16 protein-coding genes are annotated in these 13,195 nt (G+C 61.0%); 10 read left to right on the top strand and 6 right to left on the bottom strand.

The annotated features are described in order from the left end of the window. Positions 1 to 9 precede the first annotated feature (9 nt). The 9 genes from N0P34_RS09185 to N0P34_RS09145 are packed head-to-tail and all read left to right on the top strand — an operon-like array spanning position 10 to position 4,008. Positions 10 to 567 carry a hypothetical protein gene (locus N0P34_RS09185; RefSeq protein WP_275606718.1) on the top strand — a complete coding sequence of 186 codons (558 nt, stop codon included), beginning with the start codon at positions 10 to 12 and terminating at the stop codon, positions 565 to 567. Continuing rightward, complete coding sequence (locus N0P34_RS09180; RefSeq protein WP_275606717.1) at positions 564 to 1,238, top strand: hypothetical protein; 675 nt, start codon at positions 564 to 566, stop codon at positions 1,236 to 1,238. Before N0P34_RS09185 ends, N0P34_RS09180 begins: the two co-directional genes overlap by 4 nt. Before the next feature lie 7 nt (positions 1,239 to 1,245). Then, on the top strand, positions 1,246 to 1,455 hold the full coding sequence (locus tag N0P34_RS09175) for a hypothetical protein (protein WP_275606716.1): 210 nt from the start codon (positions 1,246 to 1,248) through the stop codon (positions 1,453 to 1,455). Further along, complete coding sequence (locus N0P34_RS09170; RefSeq protein WP_275606715.1) at positions 1,448 to 1,672, top strand: hypothetical protein; 225 nt, start codon at positions 1,448 to 1,450, stop codon at positions 1,670 to 1,672. The genes N0P34_RS09175 and N0P34_RS09170 overlap by 8 nt, the downstream gene beginning before the upstream one ends. 8 nt (positions 1,673 to 1,680) lie before the next feature. Further along, on the top strand, positions 1,681 to 2,175 hold the full coding sequence (locus N0P34_RS09165; RefSeq protein WP_275606714.1) for a hypothetical protein: 495 nt from the start codon (positions 1,681 to 1,683) through the stop codon (positions 2,173 to 2,175). Further along, complete coding sequence (locus N0P34_RS09160) at positions 2,165 to 2,461, top strand: hypothetical protein (RefSeq protein ID WP_275606713.1); 297 nt, start codon at positions 2,165 to 2,167, stop codon at positions 2,459 to 2,461. The genes N0P34_RS09165 and N0P34_RS09160 overlap by 11 nt, the downstream gene beginning before the upstream one ends. After that, a complete protein-coding gene (locus N0P34_RS09155) occupies positions 2,458 to 2,682 on the top strand; it encodes a hypothetical protein (RefSeq protein ID WP_275606712.1) in 225 nt (74 codons plus the stop codon). Before N0P34_RS09160 ends, N0P34_RS09155 begins: the two co-directional genes overlap by 4 nt. Continuing rightward, positions 2,679 to 2,939 (top strand): hypothetical protein, encoded by a 261-nt coding sequence (locus tag N0P34_RS09150; protein ID WP_275606711.1) that lies wholly within the window; start codon positions 2,679 to 2,681, stop codon positions 2,937 to 2,939. The genes N0P34_RS09155 and N0P34_RS09150 overlap by 4 nt, the downstream gene beginning before the upstream one ends. Beyond that, positions 2,911 to 4,008, top strand: coding sequence for a hypothetical protein (locus N0P34_RS09145; RefSeq protein WP_275606710.1), 1,098 nt, complete (start codon positions 2,911 to 2,913; stop codon positions 4,006 to 4,008). The genes N0P34_RS09150 and N0P34_RS09145 overlap by 29 nt, the downstream gene beginning before the upstream one ends. Positions 4,009 to 4,266: 258 nt before the next feature. On the opposite strand, the gene N0P34_RS09140 is transcribed toward N0P34_RS09145, so the two are convergent. The 4 genes from N0P34_RS09140 to xylF all read right to left on the bottom strand — a co-directional run bounded on the left by N0P34_RS09140 (position 4,267) and on the right by xylF (position 8,737). Further along, a complete protein-coding gene (locus tag N0P34_RS09140) occupies positions 4,267 to 5,394 on the bottom strand; it encodes an S-(hydroxymethyl)glutathione dehydrogenase/class III alcohol dehydrogenase (protein WP_275606709.1) in 1,128 nt (375 codons plus the stop codon). A gap of 85 nt (positions 5,395 to 5,479) precedes the next feature. Further along, complete coding sequence (locus N0P34_RS09135) at positions 5,480 to 6,259, bottom strand: ATP-binding cassette domain-containing protein (protein WP_275606708.1); 780 nt, start codon at positions 6,257 to 6,259, stop codon at positions 5,480 to 5,482. A gap of 10 nt (positions 6,260 to 6,269) precedes the next feature. After that, complete coding sequence (locus N0P34_RS09130) at positions 6,270 to 7,589, bottom strand: sugar ABC transporter permease (protein ID WP_275606707.1); 1,320 nt, start codon at positions 7,587 to 7,589, stop codon at positions 6,270 to 6,272. A 113-nt stretch (positions 7,590 to 7,702) separates the two neighbouring features. After that, a complete protein-coding gene (xylF, locus tag N0P34_RS09125; RefSeq protein ID WP_275606706.1) occupies positions 7,703 to 8,737 on the bottom strand; it encodes a D-xylose ABC transporter substrate-binding protein in 1,035 nt (344 codons plus the stop codon). 221 nt (positions 8,738 to 8,958) lie between these two features. Between xylF and N0P34_RS09120 the strand changes: the two genes are divergently transcribed. After that, positions 8,959 to 10,200 (top strand): ROK family transcriptional regulator, encoded by a 1,242-nt coding sequence (locus N0P34_RS09120; RefSeq protein ID WP_275606705.1) that lies wholly within the window; start codon positions 8,959 to 8,961, stop codon positions 10,198 to 10,200. A gap of 3 nt (positions 10,201 to 10,203) precedes the next feature. On the opposite strand, the gene cysN is transcribed toward N0P34_RS09120, so the two are convergent. Beyond that, a complete protein-coding gene (gene cysN / locus N0P34_RS09115; protein ID WP_275606948.1) occupies positions 10,204 to 12,078 on the bottom strand; it encodes a sulfate adenylyltransferase subunit CysN in 1,875 nt (624 codons plus the stop codon). A 14-nt stretch (positions 12,079 to 12,092) separates the two neighbouring features. After that, entirely contained in the window at positions 12,093 to 13,001 is a 909-nt protein-coding gene (cysD, locus tag N0P34_RS09110) for a sulfate adenylyltransferase subunit CysD (protein WP_275606704.1), read from the bottom strand. Positions 13,002 to 13,195 lie beyond the last annotated feature (194 nt).

Raw genomic sequence — 13,195 nt, 5'->3', positions numbered from 1 at the left:
ACCCACGCCATGACACGAAACGTATCGAGTGAGAGGGTGAGCGAGGAAGCCGCTTGGCGGAACCTGGCCTTGCAGTTCGACGGCCATCGCATCGATGCGCTCTCAATGCTGCGTTTCGCTGTACGCTGCATCGAAGAGTACGCCACCGTGCGCGATATTCTCAAGCTGCCGCTTTCTGAGCTAAAGGCCTTTCTTGCCAAGCCGCCGCTCTCTGGCGATGAGGTGTTGAAACAGCGGATCGAACTGCTCTCCCTCCGTTCCAGTGTGAAGACGGTGGACGTAGAGCTGCTAATCGACAACGCCGCGACCGCCAGCCAGAACCGGACGTTGATTGACGATCAGGTGACGCGAGAAGCAATCAAGCTGAATATTGTCGCCCCTTTGCTTGAAGCCCCCGCTGCGTCAAGCGAGGTGACGGAGGAGCAAGTCGAGCGGGCAGCGAAGAAGTTCCACGCGCACCAGCATGGCCAAAATCTAGATGATTATGGCGATGGAGAATACTCGCGCGGCATCAAACATTCGATGCGTCTAGCGCTCACCGCTGCACTCAAGGGAGAACGCCCATGACCCTCAACAGTGAAGGGCTCCTGCCGTGCCCGTTTTGCGGATCGTTTAACGTCGACCCAATTGGTTGGGCCTCGACCGAAACAGCGGGGCCAGCTTGTGAAACCTGCGGTGCATCGGCCGGAGGCGTGAAGCACTCCGTCGAAGAGAATGTGTCCGCATGGAACCGTCGCGCCCTCCCACCTGTCGATGGGCTGGAAGTGGTGATGGAGAAAATCTGCCACAAACAGCAGATCGGCATCTGGGCGAACGAGATCACATCCGCGCTGGCACTGAGCGACTTCCTGCGCGAGGAATGGACGTTCGACGATAGCGTTGATCTCGAAAAGGAGATCGCCGCCCAGCTTCTCGACATCATCAAGTCGGCCATCACCCACCCGGGTTTAGACCTTGTAGCGTCCCTCCCCCAAGCCTCCTCCGTCATAGCAGGGCTGACAAAAGAGCGGGATGAGGCTCGAACGTATGCATCTGCATCTTCAACAGCAAAACTAGCGAGCGCAAACAACTCCCTATTGGCCCGCATCTCCTCCCTTGAGGAAGAGAACAAGAGGCAGAGAGAGGCGATAGACGCGATCGCGGACTTCGATGACCCAGTCGACTCGCTGGATCCTAATGTCATTCACCTAATCCGGATCGCCGGAGCGGCCCGTCGCGCCGCCCGCCAAGCCCTGTAGGATCACAATGGCTGAGAATATCGAGATGCTCGAACGCGAATGGGTTGGCGAAATTGTCGACGTTCTTGTCGTCGCGCCGTTCAACTGGACGCCGGAACAGGCCCGTGACCACGCGGAGGGACTTCTGTCGTTTGCCGGCCTGGAGAAGGACCCAATCGATGCCTTTGAGGAGGAACGACTGTACTGGACCCCGGCAACGGAGGATTACAATGGCTGACAAGGTGAAGCTAACGAAGCAGCGTGTTCTTGATGCCTTGGTGGACAGGGCTCTCGATATCTACGACCTGTCCGACAAGCTCGGCATGCAACCCGAACGAACTCTCGTCGATATGTGCAAGGGGCTTCGGGACGAAGGCTTAGTCGACTGGATGTATCGGGAGGACGCGCTTTCCATCACCCCCGCCGGCCGCGCAGCACTGGAGAACTCCCAATGAGCCCTCCAATGTCAAATGACCAGCCCCAATGGGCGAAGGATGAGGCGACCAATCTCGCCATCGCTTACGTAGACTGGCTTGGCCGAGACACAGTCGATGCTGATGCCGAGCAGGTTCTTGCCCAATCAGTCTCCCAAGCCCTTCTCTCTGCCTACGAGCGTGGAAGGGCGGAAAGGGAATGGCAGCCGATAGAGACCGCGCCGAAGGATGGGACGCCCATTTTTGCGTGGTGCGTACACGAGGCCGATCCGTACCATGACGAAGCCACTGGCAACCTGACGGACTACGGCTGCTGGGCGGAGGTCACAAGCCGCGTTGCCAATGGACCTCAGGTAGTCGTCTGGGGTGGCGAGGACAGTGACTACGACGAGTGGTCTGGAAAGACTTATACGTGGCCGAACTGGTGGTTCCGCCATGGGAGCGAGTTCGAAGAGGTTGCGAACCCCACCCACTGGATGCCTCTCCCTGCCCCGCCAGCCAAGGAGAACGACAATGAGCGGTGAGCAGGACAGCGATGTGTTCTGGGACACGGTTGCCGCCGGGCCAGAGAATGGCCCGCCTATGGCCATGGCAGATTTCCGCAGATGGGCGGCGCTCGCCAGTAAGCGCATCGCTGCCGCGGAACAGCGCGGATACGAGCGTGGAAGGAAAGAGGGGATAGAAGAGGCCGCGAAGGTGGGGTCACAGTTCATCGACGGGCGGCTCTACAAGCCGAAGATGCCGGCCTGCTCATATCACTCGGCAGAACTAGCCACTGCCATCCGCCAGCTATTGGAGGTGAAGGGATGAGTATCCGCGTCCGTAAAGACGGCACCATGTGGTGCGCAGCCCACACCCAGCCCGAGCCAGGGGACACCTATATCGACGACGCCCTGCACTACGAAATGAGCGTCGTGCACGGGGCTATTGTCGCTCTGCCGATGCCGGAACACCAGGACAACCCGCAATGGTGGTGGGCCGGCACCGCGCCTGCCGAATGCAACTTCATCAACGTGGAGGTGAAGGGATGAAGCTCAAGAACAGCGCCCTACCCCACTGGCCGGCGGCAATGAACCAGCAGATGGCGGCAGCCTATTGCGGGCTGTCAGTGGACGTGTTCACCGAAATATGCCCAGTTAAGCCGATCGCGATTACAGCGTCACGCTCTGGCAAGCGGTATCTGCGCCAGCGCCTGGACGAATGGCTTCTCTCGCTCGAGCAGGAAGCTCCCAAACGGTTCGGTTTGAAGGCGTTCATGGATGCCCAAGGTGAAGCTAAAAGGGCTTAACATTCGCAGCAATTCTGCTGGCAAATGGTACGTCTCATATCGCAAAACCGGCAAGGCTCTCCTTGTCGGTTTCTCTGGCACGCGTGAAGCCCTCGACAAAGAGATGGGGACGGCGAAGTTCCTGCTCGCCTATTCCCGCGAGCAGGCGGCGGCCAAGGCTGGCATCAAGCACGCAGACGGTACGCTGGGCGCCTTGATCGAATGGTATGAAACCCGCGATGAGTGGACCGGTCTGCGCGCGCGGACGCAGGAGGACTATAAGAAGGTCAAGGCGTTCTTATCCGATGCCATGGCCTTCCCTTACTTAGAAATCGCCACAGAGGACGTTCTGGACCTGCGCGATAAAGCGTCGGCCGATCGTTACATGAAGTTCTCGAACGATGTCGTCGCCTACCTCTCGGCGGTATTTCGGACAGCTGTCGATGGCCGCAAGATGAAGTCCAACCCCGCTCTAGGCGTGAAGCGTCTCTACAAAAGCGGCGACGACGCCAACCGCGCGTGGACAGAGCAAGAATACGAGACCGCACTCGGCATCGCTCCTGAGCACATCCGGCTCCCGCTCATCATTGCCCGGCACGCTGGCCTCCGTGGCCAGGACATCGCCATCCTCAAATGGGGGCACTACGCGGAGCACAAGCAGCTCGGCATGGCGCTGAAGTTTACCCCGCTCAAGAACGGCGAGAAGATTGGGGATCTGGAGATTGGCGCCGGCGCACAACTCCGCGCCGCCCTCGATAGTGCCAAAGCGGGCGGGGTTCTTCCTTCTGCGCCGATATGCCGTAACAGACGAGGCAGACAATACCCGTCAGAGAACGCCATGCGGAAGGTGTGGCAGGACTTCAAAGCGTCCGAAGCGTTCAAGGCCGCGCTGCCGAACAGCGCCGATCTGACGCTCCACGGGCTGCGAGTGACCTATGCCAGCGACCTGCGAGAGCGCGGTTTCACCGACAGAGAGATAGCAGACATGTTGGGGGATTTGACCGAGAGCATGGGCCGCCGATATGCACGCGGCGCTCGGATGGTCAAGACCAGCAAGAGGGTGTTGAAAAGGCTGGCCGAAGAAGGCTGAAATCTGTGTGCAAACCGCCTCTGCGAAGGTGGTTTTTGGTGGGTCTATCCAGACCCTGTGTGCAAAATAATGTAATGAAATCAGCGGTGAAAGCGGATTTGCAATCCGCTGCGTAACCACTCCGCCACGTGGCCTCTTATGCGGCTTTTCGGGAGTTTCTGCTCCGAAGTCAAGACGGAGATGCACACGCGACGAACGCGCGTGTGCAAAATGATTGGCCCGGGGTTTCCGGGCGCCCCTTCCGGGGTGTGGGAAACCTCAGAATACGACGACGCTGCGGATGCTTTCGCCCGAACGCATCATGTCAAAACCCTTGTTGATGTCCTCGAGACGCAGGGTGTGCGTAATCATCGGGTCAATCTCGATCTTGCCGTCGAGATACCAGTCAACGATCTTGGGCACGTCGGTCCGGCCCTTTGCCCCGCCAAAGGCTGTGCCCATCCATGTCCGCCCGGTGACAAGCTGGAACGGCCTTGTGGAGATTTCCTGCCCGGCGCCGGCCACGCCGATCACCACCGATTTCCCCCAACCGCGGTGGCTGGCTTCAAGCGCCTGGCGCATCACGGTCGTATTGCCCGTGCAGTCGAATGTGTAGTCGGCGCCGCCGATCAGATCGCCCCGGCGCTTTGTGAGATTGACGAGATACGGAACGATGTCCCCGTCGATTTCCCTCGGATTGACAAAATGCGTCATCCCAAAGCGCTCGCCCCACGCCTTCTTGTCGTTGTTGATGTCGACGCCGATGATCATGTCGGCGCCGGCCAGGCGCAGGCCCTGGATGACGTTGAGACCAATGCCGCCGAGGCCGAATACCACTGCCGTGGCGCCGATTTCGACCTTGGCCGTGTTGATGACGGCACCGATACCGGTGGTGACGCCGCACCCGACATAGCAAACCTTGTCGAAGGCCGCCGACGCGTCGATCTTGGCGACTGCGATTTCGGGAAGAACGGTGTAGTTAGAGAATGTCGAGCATCCCATGTAATGGAAGATGGGCTTGCCCTCGAACGAAAACCGGGACGTGCCATCCGGCATCAGGCCCTGCCCCTGCGTGGAGCGGATGGCGGTGCAAAGATTGGTCTTGCCCGACCGGCACGAATAGCACTCGCGACATTCCGGGGTGTAGAGCGGGATCACATGATCCCCCTTCTTGAGGCCGGTTACACCCGGCCCCACATCGACCACCACGCCTGCGCCTTCGTGGCCCAGGATGGCAGGAAAAAGGCCTTCAGGGTCTGCCCCGGAGAGCGTAAAGTCGTCTGTGTGGCAAATCCCCGTCGCCTTGATCTCGATCAGGACCTCGCCGGCCTTCGGACCTTCGAGATCAACCTCAACGATTTCAAGCGGCTTTCCGGCTTGGAACGCTACGGCGGCGCGGGTCTTCATGGCAAGATTCTCCTTGATCGATAGTCGAGCAAGGTTTGGCACGGCGGTCGCCATCGGGCAACCGCCGGTAGTGCCGCATGAGCGGTCAGAGTATCGCGCCGGGCCCAGGCATGGCCGTGGGCGGCACCTTGCCCATGATGATCATGCCCAGCACCTCGTCCTTGGTCACCTCGCTTGTCCGCGCCGAGCCGACCACGAGTCCGTTCTTCATCACGACCACCCGGTCGGCGAGGTCGAAGACGTCATGAATGTCGTGGCTGATCAGGAATATGCCGATCCCGTCAGCCTTGAGCTGCTTGATCAGTTCCCCCACCTGCGCTGTCTCCTGCGGGCCGAGCGCGGCCGTAGGCTCGTCCATGATCAGGATGCGCGCATTGAACAGGATGGCCCTGGCAATGGCGACGGATTGTCTCTGGCCCCCCGAGAGCGCCTTCACCGGCTCCTTGAATCGCCGGAAGTTCGGATTTAGGCGCCCCATGACCTCGCGGGCCCGGGACTCCATTGCAGCATCGTCGAGGGTCCCGAGCGCAGTCGTGATCTCGCGACCGAGAAAGAGATTGGCTGCCGCATCGACATTGTCCGCCACCGCAAGCTGCTGGTAGATGGTCTCGATGCCGTAGCTCTTGGCGTCGCGCGGATTGTTTATCGTCGCGAGCTCGCCATTGATCCGGATCTCGCCCGCATCCCGCCGATAGGCGCCGGAGAGAATCTTGATCAGTGTGGACTTGCCCGCGCCATTATGGCCGAGCAGTCCCACGACTTCGCCGCGGTGCAGGCTGATCGAGGCGTGATCGACCGCCTTGATCCCGCCAAAGGCAATCGAAATATCAGTCATTTCGACGAGCGGGGTGTTGGTGTCCAACATCTGAGGACTCCTAGTGCTTGTTTCGGCGGTACAGCGTGTCGAGCCACACCGCGAACACCAAAACGATACCGACGACAATGGATTGGAGGGGGCTGTCGAGCCCCATCAGAACCATGCCTGATTGGAGGGATTGCATGACCAAAGCGCCGAGCAGCGCTCCGGCTATGGTGCCGACGCCACCGGCGAGCGAGGTCCCGCCGATCACGGCCGCTGCGATCACGTAAAGCTCGTCCAATGTGCCCAGTGCATTGGTGGCCGCGTTGAGACGGGCGCTGGAAATGGCTGCCGCAATCGCGCAGAGCGCGCCCATGATCATGAAGATCTTGACCGTCACCCAGCGTGTGTTGATGCCCGCCAGCTCCGCCGCCTCGGGGTTGCCGCCCATGGCGTAGACATAGCGGCCAAACCGGGTCCGCGACGTCAGGAAAGTCATGACGACACCCACACCGACCGCAATGAGCACCGGAATTGCGACGCCATGCGCGATGAACAGACCGCCCTCCGGCACGTCCATCCCGCGGGCCGCGGCATAATTCTGCGCGATACGCACGGGCCAGGGATAGGAATTGGCGACCCAGACCGCGCCGATGGTTGCGCCGCAGCCGATCACCGCCAGAGCGATTTCTGCCCAAAGTGGCCGCTGCGGGAAATTGAAACGCTGCCTCTGCCGCCGCCCGAGATAAAGTCCGAGCACGATCGCGACGCAGGCAATGGCCGCAACCACCCAGCTCCAGGTGGCCCCGATAGCGCCCGCCGGTCCACCACCCATAAGCTGGAACGTAGAGTCCATCGGGGCGACAGTCCGCCCCATGGTCACCCACCAGGCGGCGCCTCGCCACACGAGATAGCCGCCGAGCGTGACGATAAAGGCGGGCACCTTGAGATAGGCGATGATGCTGCCCTGCAGCGCACCGATGCCCATTCCCACCGCCAGGCCCCCAACCAGCGAGAGAATCCAGATCATCGGATGCCCGAGGCCGAGACCGAGTTGCACCGGCAGGATCTGGGTCTGCATGACCCCCATGACCATGCCGACAAGCCCGAGTATGGACCCCACGGAAAGATCGATGTTTCGGGTGACGATGACGAGGACCATGCCGGTGACCATCACGGCCACTGAGGCGGTCTGCACCGACAAATTCCAGAGATTGCGCGGCGTCAAAAACAGCCCGCCGGAAAATATGTTGAAGCCAATCCAGATGATCGCCAGCGCACCGATCATGCCGAGCAGGCGCGTATCCATTTCAGTCGCCGCCAGGAACCGCTGAAGCGGGTTCTGGGCATGCGCGCTTGGATGAGCTGGGGTAGCAATGGCTTGCTGTTCGGCCATTAATGTCTCCCGTGGAAACAACGCCCCGGAGCTGCCCGAGGCAAGATCCAGTTACACGAGATGCCGCAGCGCGAACGCCGCGGCATCGTGAACCAGTCCAGAATGCTATTGGATCAATCGCAAGCGGCGACCGAGCCTGCAGCAACGCCCTGGCAGACGACATCCTTGGTCACCCAACCAGCATCGATAACCTCGTTGAGATTATCCTTGGTGATCGGCACCGGAGCCAACAGCACGGCATTCATCTCGACGCCATTCGGCCCATCCGAGAACTTGCTGGCACCCGCGACGGCGTCGAGGGCCGTGCCACCGGCGAGCTCGATGGCGATTTCAGCGGCCTTCTTGCCCAATTCGCGAGCGTCCTTCCAGACGGAGACAGTCTGCGTGCCGAGCGCGATGCGATTGAGCGCGGCATGGTCGCCGTCCTGGCCCGACACCGGCACGGAGCCGGCAAGACCCTGGGCAGCCAGGGCGGCAATGGCACCACCGGCCGTGCCGTCGTTCGACGCAACGACTGCGTCGACTTCGTTGTTATTGGCGGTCAGGAACTGCTCCATGTTGGCCTGGGCCACTTCTGGGTTCCAATTGTCGGTATAGGCTTCGCCGACATTCTTGATCGCGCCGGAATCGATCGCAGCTTTCAGCACTTCCATCTGGCCTTCGAAGAGGAAGTCCGCGTTGGGATCGGCCGAATTGCCCTTGATGAAGACGTAATTGCCTTCTGGCTGCACGGCGAAGACGCCCTGCGCCTGCATGCGGCCCACTTCCTTGTTGTCGAAGGTGAGGTAGAAGGCGTCTGGGTTTTCGATCAGGCGATCGTAGCCGACCACCGGGATGCCTTCGGCAACAGCGGCAGCGACAGCGGGACCGACAGCATCACTGTCCTGGGCCAGAACGATGATGGCGTCGGCGCCCTGGCTGATCAGGCTTTCGATGTCTGTCAGCTGCTTGGACGCAGAAGACTGAGCGTCGGCCGAAATATACTTGGCCCCTGCTGCGTCGAGCACGCCCTTGATGGCCGCCTCGTCGGTTTTCCAGCGCTCTTCCTGGAAGTTGTTCCAGGAAACGCCGATGACAATTTCATCCTGCGCGATTGCGGCGCCGGTCATTACGGTCGTGGCAAGCAAGACCGCCAAAAACTTGTTCATGTTGTCCTCCCAAGGGCAGGTCGCTGCCCACCTCGCAAAGCCGCGGCCTGCCCCCTCCAGGGCATGCCAGCCTTGTCAGAGCATTAATTTCAATGCTCGAAAAAAGACCTCGCACGCCCCTGCGTTACATGTCAACGTGATTTTCAGCCCTCCTGAGCAATCCGATGTTGCGGAGCGCGATCAGCTTTGATGAGTAAGGTAATGGGCAAGGAGAAGAGTGTGTGACGCGAACCGTCAGCGACAGCGACAGCGTCCGGCGCCTGAACCGGGGGCTGGTACTTGACGGTCTGCGCAGGCACGGCGCGCAGTCTCGAACCGCTCTGGCGAGCCTCACCGGATTGAGCCATGCGAGCATCACGGCCATCATGGCGGATCTGCTTGCCCAGGGCCTCGTGGAGGAACTCCCCGGAGAACGCCCTGATGGCCGCACCCGAGGCCGCCCGCCGACAAATGTTCACTTCCGCCGGACGACGGCCTATGCGGCCCTCTTCGAAATTGACGTCAATCGGTCTCGCCTGTCGCTCGTCGATTATGGCGGGGTGCTTGTCGACCGTATCGAAAACCCGATCACGCCCACCACCTTCGCCGAAACCCCGCCCGACCGCTTTTTTGCCGAGCGATTGACGACGCTGATGGATAGAAATCCCTCCGCCGGGAGCGCCCTGCGACGGGTCGCAATTTCGGTGCAGGGCATACTCGAACGTGACGCCTGCGGCCTGCGCTGGTCCCCTATCCCGCATCTTGCCGGCTCCGCCTTCGCTGCTCAACTGTCCGGCGAAATCGGGCTACCCGTCACGCTTCATAAGCGTGGTCGCCTGCTCGCCGAGGGTGTGCGCTGGCTCGACCCGGATCTGCACGCCGAAAGTGTCGCCACGGTTTTCATCGGCTCCACCGTGGCCATGGGCGTGACGTTTCGTGGCCAGATCATGGGTCGCGGCGATGAAGGCGCCACAGAGTTCGGCCACATGAACCATGCGCCCAACGGCGCCCTCTGCCGCTGCGGGATGAAGGGCTGCATAGAGGCCTATGCCGCCGATTATGGCGTTTTGCGAAATGCCTATTCCGTGCCGGAAAGTGCGCAGCCGGCGGCCTCTGTCCCCGCGGCCCAATATGACGCTCTCATGCAGCGCGCCGAGGCCGGCGACCGAGCGGCCACCCATGCCTTCAACCTGGCCGGCCGGGCCATCGGCTACGGACTGAGCCGTATGCTCGCCATTTACGATCCCTCCGATGTGTTGATCGTCGGCCCGGGTGCGCGCGCACTCGAACTCATGCGCCCCGAAATCTCCATGGCCCTGAACGCTTCGCTTGTGTGCAGGATCAATGGCGCACCCCGCATCGTGGCCTACCGCGACGAGAAGGAGCCCATCTTCCGCGGCCTGCTCATGAAGACGCTGCACGACATCGACCAGGCCGACTTCGCCGCCCTGGCCGGCGCGGACCGGTTGGGCGGCGCAGTTTAACGCTCAGAGTTTAAGCCAGTCATGAAGCTCGTCGGCCAGCTCCGTCGGCTCGGCAATTGCCCCATGCAGAACGAGTTCAGGCGCACTCGGCGCTTCGAACGGCGAGTCGATACCGGTGAAATTCTTTATTTCGCCGGCCCGCGCCCGCTTGTAGAGCCCCTTGGGGTCCCGTGCCTCGCATACCTCGAGCGGCGTATCGACATAAATCTCTGAAAAATTGATGTCGCCGGCGATTTCCCGGGCCAGACGCCGTTCCTTTTCAAACGGCGAAATAAACGACACGAGCACGATCAGTCCCGCATCCGCCATGAGCTTGGCCACTTCTGCGACGCGACGGATGTTCTCGACACGCGCCGCCTCGGTGAAGCCGAGATCCTTGTTGAGCCCATGACGGACATTGTCACCGTCGAGGATATAGGCATGCCGCCCTTCCGCCGTCAGGCGCTTCTCAAGCAAATTGGCGATGCTCGATTTGCCCGACCCGGACAGGCCGGTGAACCAGACGATACGGGGCTCCTGCCCCTTCATTTCGGCCCGAACCTGACGGTTCACGTCGAATGATTGATAGGTAAGGTTCTGTGCCCGCCGCAATCCGAACTCGATCGTCCCTGCCCCGAGCGTCGCATTGCTCAGCCGGTCGATCAGGATGAAGCCGCCGGTGACCGGATTGGCTTCATATGCGTCGAACGCAAAAGGCCGGTCGGTGGCCACGGTGACCGTGCCCACTTCATTGAGCTCGAGCCGTGTTGCCGGCGCCCTCTCCAGCGTATTGACATTGGTGCGGAATTTTATGGCGGTGATGGTTGCTGGCACCAGCTGCGCGCCAATCTTGAGAAGGTAGGACCGCCCCTGATAGGCAGGCTCCTCTCCCATCCACACGATCCTGGCCTGGAACTGATTAGAGAATTCGGGCGTCGATCCGGGATGTGTCAGCACATCCCCGCGCGACACGTCGATCTCCCGGTCGAGCACCAGTGTCACTGCCTCGCCGGCCCCCGCCCTGCTGCGATCACCATCCATCGTTACGATGCGCGCGACAACCGCCGGTTTCCGCGACGCCGCAACTAGCACCTCATCGCCGACCGCTACTTCGCCGGACGCGACTGTGCCCGAAAAACCCCGGAAATCCAGATTTGGTCGATTGACCCACTGCACCGGAAAACGGAGCGGGCCTTGGGCGCGATCAGTGGCGACCTCGACCGTCTCGAGATAGGGCACCAGGGCCTCGCCCGCGAACCACGGCGTCCGGTCGCTCCTGGTCAGGATATTGTCGCCACTGAGCGCCGAGACCGGCACGACGTGCAAAGTCTCAAATCCGAGCCCCGCGGCAAAGGCCCGGTATTCTGCCTCGATCCCGTCGAAGACCGCCTGGTCGTAACCGACGAGATCGATCTTGTTGATGACCAGCACCACATGCTTCACCCCGATAAGGGACAGGATGAAACTATGCCGCCGCGTCTGGGTGAGAAGGCCCTTGCGCGCGTCGACCAGCACCAGTGCCAGATCGGCATTGGACGCCCCGGTCGCCATATTGCGGGTATATTGCTCGTGCCCCGGAGTATCGGCGACGATGAACTTGCGCTTGTCCGTCGAGAAGAACCGATAGGCGACATCGATCGTGATGCCCTGCTCGCGCTCGGCCTGCAAGCCGTCCACCAGCAGCGAAAAATCGATACCCTCGGCACCGACCGAGCGATTGCGGCTCTCGTTCTTGAGGCTGGCCAACTGGTCGTCCAGCACTTGCTGGCTGTCGTAGAGCAGCCGGCCGATCAGTGTGGACTTGCCATCATCGACGCTGCCGCAGGTCAGGAAGCGCAGCAGCGATTTGCCGGTCTGTTGCTCGAGCCAGAGGTCGAGGTCTGTATTCGGATTTGCCATGGCGAGGGACATGCTCAGAAGTACCCTTCCTGCTTCTTCTTCTCCATCGACCCTGCGGAATCGCTGTCGATCAACCGCCCTTCGCGTTCCGATGTGCGGCTGGCCTGCATCTCCATGATGATCGAAGGAAGATCGGCGGCATTCGACCGGATGGCACCCGTCAGCGGATAGCAGCCAAGTGTTCTGAACCGGACCATTTCGTTCCGCGCTTCTTCACCCGGTTCGAACGGCAGGCGCTCGTCATCCACCATGATCAGCGTGCCCGAGCGTTCGACGACCGGCCGGGGCTTGGCGAAATAGAGCGGCACGATTGGAATGTTCTCGGCATAGATATAGGTCCAGACATCCAGCTCGGTCCAATTGGAGATCGGGAAAACCCGCATGCTCTCGCCCGGGTTGAGCCGCGTATTGAACACGCGCCACAGCTCTGGACGCTGGTTCTTTGGATCCCAGGCGTGGGTGATATTGCGATGCGAGAAGATGCGCTCCTTGGCGCGGGATTTCTCCTCGTCGCGCCGAGCGCCGCCGATGGCGGCATCATACCGCCCCTCATTCAACGCTTGGCGCAGTGCCGCCGTCTTCATGATATCGGTGTATCGCGAAGAGCCATGGGTAAAGGGATTGACGCCGTCGCGCGCACCCTCCGCATTGGTGTGGACGATAAGGTCGAACCCGTATTCCTCCGCCGTGCGATCGCGGAAAGCGATCATTTCGCGAAATTTCCATGTCGTGTCGACATGCAGCAGCGGAAACGGGATGCGACTGGGATAAAAGGCCTTCCGGGCGAGATGCAGCAGAACGCTCGAATCCTTGCCGATCGAATACATCATCACGGGCCGCTCGAAACTGGCGGCGACCTCGCGCAGGATCTCGATGCTCTCTGCTTCGAGAGCCTGCAAATGCGTCAGGCGGTTGCGATCCACTTTACTTCCAATCCCGGCAGAATATCAAAAACACGCGGCCCCCAACCACGCCCTTGGTTACGGTGACCAGCGCTTTCCATCAAGCCGCAAAGTGCCGGATTTGCTGGGCTTTCAGGGCCGTTTGGCAAATTTGTGCGGGCTTGCGACCCTGCCCGCCAAGCCCCTCCACCAGCCGAGAATTCGTCGAAGCTTAA

Origin of the sequence: Devosia sp. FJ2-5-3, from assembly GCF_029201545.1 — a bacterium.
Classification (GTDB): Bacteria; Pseudomonadota; Alphaproteobacteria; order Rhizobiales; family Devosiaceae; genus Devosia.
The sequence above is the reverse complement of the archived record's forward strand: the minus strand, read 5'-3'. Positions and strand labels throughout refer to the sequence as shown.